The 4,714-nt window shown below is 36.8% G+C and carries 1 protein-coding gene; it reads left to right on the forward strand.

What is annotated here, in order from left to right; all coding sequences use genetic code 11:
- Positions 1-444: 444 nt before the first annotated feature.
- Positions 445-4,714, forward strand: a 4,270-nt coding sequence (locus RWM06_RS09330; RefSeq protein ID WP_313970917.1) for a CshA/CshB family fibrillar adhesin-related protein, incomplete at its 3' end; no start/stop codon positions are given.

Raw genomic sequence — 4,714 nt, forward strand, 5'->3', positions numbered from 1 at the left:
TGACGAAGTCAGCTCAAAGCACAGCTTTGAGGTTGTGGATAGAACTGACGAAGTCAGCTCAAAACACAGTTTTGAGGTTGTGGATAGAACTGACGAAGTCAGTAACCATACATACGGCAAGGCGACGTTGACGTGGTTTGAAGAGATTTTCGAAGAGTATTAGCTTTTAATAAACTGATAACAATAATGGTTGCTGGACTTCCTTGGCAATTCTGAAAGATATCACTCCAGTCTTTTCTATCTATCTGTATCTTATAAACTGTAGATTTATGAAGCTTTTTACTAGTTTTATTTTGTTATTTACTAACTGATTTGGCAACATATTTCAAACAATAAAAAAAAGTAATAAATGTTAATGTTTTTATTAAGAACGTGATATAATGTATAAAGGAATATATGTCTACTTACAGTGCATATATATATATATATATAAGGTGGAAAGCTATGTTTAAATTATCTAGACAGCAAAAAGATCATCGTTATTTTTGTGGGAATAAATATGAAAAATATTCTATCAAAAAGTTAAAAGTTGGTGCGGCAAGTGTATTGGTTGGTACAGGGTTTTTATTTGGTTACAATTTAGATCAGGTAAACGCTGATGAGCAAAAGACCGAGGCGGCGACCACGGTAATACCCAAGGCTGGAGATACGCCTCAATCTGCGAATAAGGTAGAGATTGCGACTGAACCAAAACAAGAAAAAGCTCCAGAAGTAGGTACAGAGACACCAAAATCTGGAACAAAAGAAGAAGCAGTTCCAGCAACAAGCTCTCAAGTGGCCGAAACTAATGAAACTCCTAGCACTAATGAAATTCCTGCAATGAAGGAAACTTCTGCAACCAAGGAAGTACCAGAAAATAAGGTCAACAAAGTAGACAAAGAAATTGTCAACTCATCTACGTTGAGAGACAAATTAGCAGATTTGGAAGCTCAACTAGAACGTATTCGAGGGAATAAAAAACAAGTCTCTCAAATCCAAAATGCTGAAAAACTTGTTGCAGAAGCTAAACAATACCTAGAAGCTTTAGATACTACTCAAAAAGAGGTAGATGCTAAAACAAAAGAAATTAGCTCATTCACATCTATTTTAAAATCAATTAAGGCTGAAGAAATTTCAAAAGAAAATAAAAATAAAGACAGCCGTAATGGTAAAAAGATGGAAGAAGGAACTGGTTTCAGAACAGGTGAAACAGCAACTCCTACAACAACAGGGATTTCAGCAGATGTAAAAGATACTACAGAAAATCCAGCAGTTACAAGACCTCCTTATACAGAAAGAAAAGTAGCAGAAGGACTTGCAAAACAAATTGCATGGTTAGACTTTTCAGATACAAGAAACTGGACAAATGTTGATATACAAAATGGAAATGTTTATTTAAAAGAAGGCTCAATTTACGAAAAGGAAATTATGCCTAACTACCACATTAAGTTGAAGGTTAAATCATTAAAACCATTCCAAGCGACTGAAATTTATAGAAAGCGTATGGAAGCTAATAATGCAACAGAAGCTGAAAAAGCAACCTTTAACCCAAATGCGACTAATGGACTTATTGGTAGATGGGATAACGCTCCAGTAAGAATTACGGCGCAAGCTCAGGACCAGTGGTCTGAAATTAGAGATAATGGGATTGATACAAATGGAAGAAAAACTTCTATTAAAGCAGAAGGTGATGGGGCCAATATTGGGATTCAATTTGAAGTTAGTGGTACTTATAAAGGAAATCCCGTTCGTCCAGCGGTAGTAATGGCCGATGCAGAAAGTGCAAACCGTGGAGAAATAATTACCTTTACAACGAATGGTAGTGGATGGCAACAAATTATTGACTTAGAGAAAGATAGAGCGGATGCTCGCAGATATCAACCATTAAATTATTATACAGATGCTTATAAACAGCTTCCGGATTCAATGGGTAATGACATAAATGCTACTGCTATTTACAATGTAGGAAATGGTAATAAGATAGTGCCTAAATTCTTTACTAACCCAGATCAAGAAACAGGTGGTCTAGGTTCTGGTGTGTTTGGTCCTGGTATTACAGCTAGGAGTTATAGTGTGCCAGTAGTAATGACAAAAAATGCAACAGAAGTTGGAATGTATGTTTTCTCAACTGGTTCACAAGCGGCTATGATAGGGGTATTGCCTCTTGATGAAGGGGATGCTCCTGCAAGTTATGGTGAAGCAACCCACGCAATGAATACGAAAGATGGATTAAGTGGAGTTGTAGTAAAACAACCATACTTAGGGTCTGAAAGACCAGATGCGGATACTGGTACCCCTAAAAACTGGCACGGTGATGATGATACTGATGCAGCAGACGAAGGGATTAATCAATTACTTCCTGATAGTTTAAAAGGTAGCGAAGGAAATATTATCAAAGCAAATGTTTCAAGTGCTGGTTATTATACCTTAAATATTCAGGCGCACACAGGTGGTGCTGAAAAGGCATATATTCGTTCATGGATTGATTTTAATAATAATGGAAAGTTCGATTCAGATGAAGCTTCAGACATTGCGGAAATTACACAAGATGGCGATGTAAAATTACATTTTAAAAATAAAACACAAAAAGACGCAGGACAGTTACTTCAAGCTGGTACTAGGGTTCGTATTGCAACAAGTAGAGAAGAAATTGAAAAACCGACAGGACTAGCATTCTCTGGGGAAGTAGAGGACTTTAATGCGAAGATTACTCACCCACCAAAAGGAGATAAGCAAACTACAATTGGTGAGATAAATGAGACTCAACGTACAACAGTTCATTTCACTCCAAAAGGTAAAAACATTTATGTACAAGATGATGTAAATGCTGAAATTGATACTACTGTAAAACCAGTATATATTAATAATAAAACTGGTGAAAAAATCACTTTATCAGATGAAAATACCTATACTGTAAAAGGACAAGGTACGTATAAGTTTACACCAAATGGAAAAGATGTCGATGTAGAATTTACTCCAGCAAAAGGATTTGTAGGAAAAGCAGACGGGATTTCAATTCGTCGTCAAGACACGAACAAAACAACGACAGAATGGGGAACAAGTGATGAAGCTGTTGCTCCGAATGTAAATGATGTCTTAAATACGATGGATGGGTTATACGTTCCAGAAGTAAGAATACCTACTGTACAACCAACTCCTAATAATGCGGAAAGTAGTGAAATACAAGGATTCTCACAAAAAGGTAAACCTACCTTTACTGTAGTAACTTCTGATACTCCAGTAACGGCGTCAGCTAAATATCCAGCAAGACTGGTTGATCCTAGAACGAATACTCCTGCAGACTCTGCGATTGTAGATGCCTTAGATCCAAATAACAATAAAGTCGGTACGTATAAGATAGCTCCGGAAACAGGTGAAGTAACATTTACACCAAATATAGATTATAAAGGTGAAGTGAAACCTGTCAAAGTGTCTGTTCCAGTTGTTGTAGCACATGATAAAGATGATAATGATGTTACAGTTACTACAGAAGCTACGTATACTCCAAGAATTATCCCAGTAGCTCCAACTGCAGAAGCGTCAACAACTAGAGATGTTCAAGGGAAAGCACAAGTATCAAGAATCGTCTTTGATACACTAGAAAATAATGCCGATAAAAATCAAACGGTTAACTTTGATAGAAGTCCGGAAGTGAGTAACGCTGGAGAACATGTTGACTTAGATAAAGAAACATTAACATTAGTAAATGCTTCAGGAGTTGAAACAAATACAGTCACAACAGACCAAGGTGAGTATGTATTAGATAAAGTAAGCAAAACGATTACATTTACACCGAAGAAAACATTTGTTGGAACGGCAACTGCTGTAAGAATACAAATCAAAGATGCGAATGGTACAAAAGTTGAAACAACGTATACACCAACAGTGATCGAAGTTACTCCAACAGGTAAAGATTCAGCAACTTCAGGAGCACAAGGACTTACACAAAAATCACCAATCGTCTTTAATCAAAGAGATGAGGAGGATGGAAAAACTCTAAACTTTGATACAGGTGACGAAAGGGTAGCCCTAAAACCAGAAACTCTTACATTACTAAATGGTTCAGATAAAGTGAAGTCAATTACTGTACCGAATGTAGGGACTTATGAATTGGTGGACAATGCGATTACATTTACACCTGCGCCAGCCTATCATGGAACAGCAGAAGGAGTAACTGTTCAAGTTGCAGACGAAAATGGAAATGTTGTTACGAAAAAATATGTACCAACAGTAACTGAATTAACAGTGACTCCAGGAGATAAGACAACGAAAAATATCCAAGGTGTAACTCAAGAAGGAACACCAACATTCACGATTCCTACTGAATCAACGAATGTAACTGTGACTAGTCGTAAACTAGTGGATCCAGCTGATCAAACAGAAAAAGACAGCGTAACACTAGCAGGAAAAGGAACATTCACAATTGATGGAAATGGTAAAGTAACATTCGTACCAGTTCCAACTTATAAAGAAGATGTCCCACCAATTACAGTAAAAGCAACTGTAACCATTACAAACGCTAAAAACGAAAGTGCAACTATTACATCAACAGCTTCTTATAAACCAATTATCGTAGCAGCTGAGATTGATAAAGCACCAGCGACATCAACGAACTTACAAGGTTTAGTACAAACTGGAACACCAACATTTACACCGAAAACAATTGAAGTAGATGGGGTACAAAAAACAATTAGTGTTCAAGCAAATAGCTACAAACTAGTAAAAGATGGAGTAG

This window comes from uncultured Streptococcus sp., assembly GCF_963516575.1.
In the GTDB taxonomy this organism is placed as follows: Bacteria; Bacillota; Bacilli; order Lactobacillales; family Streptococcaceae; genus Streptococcus.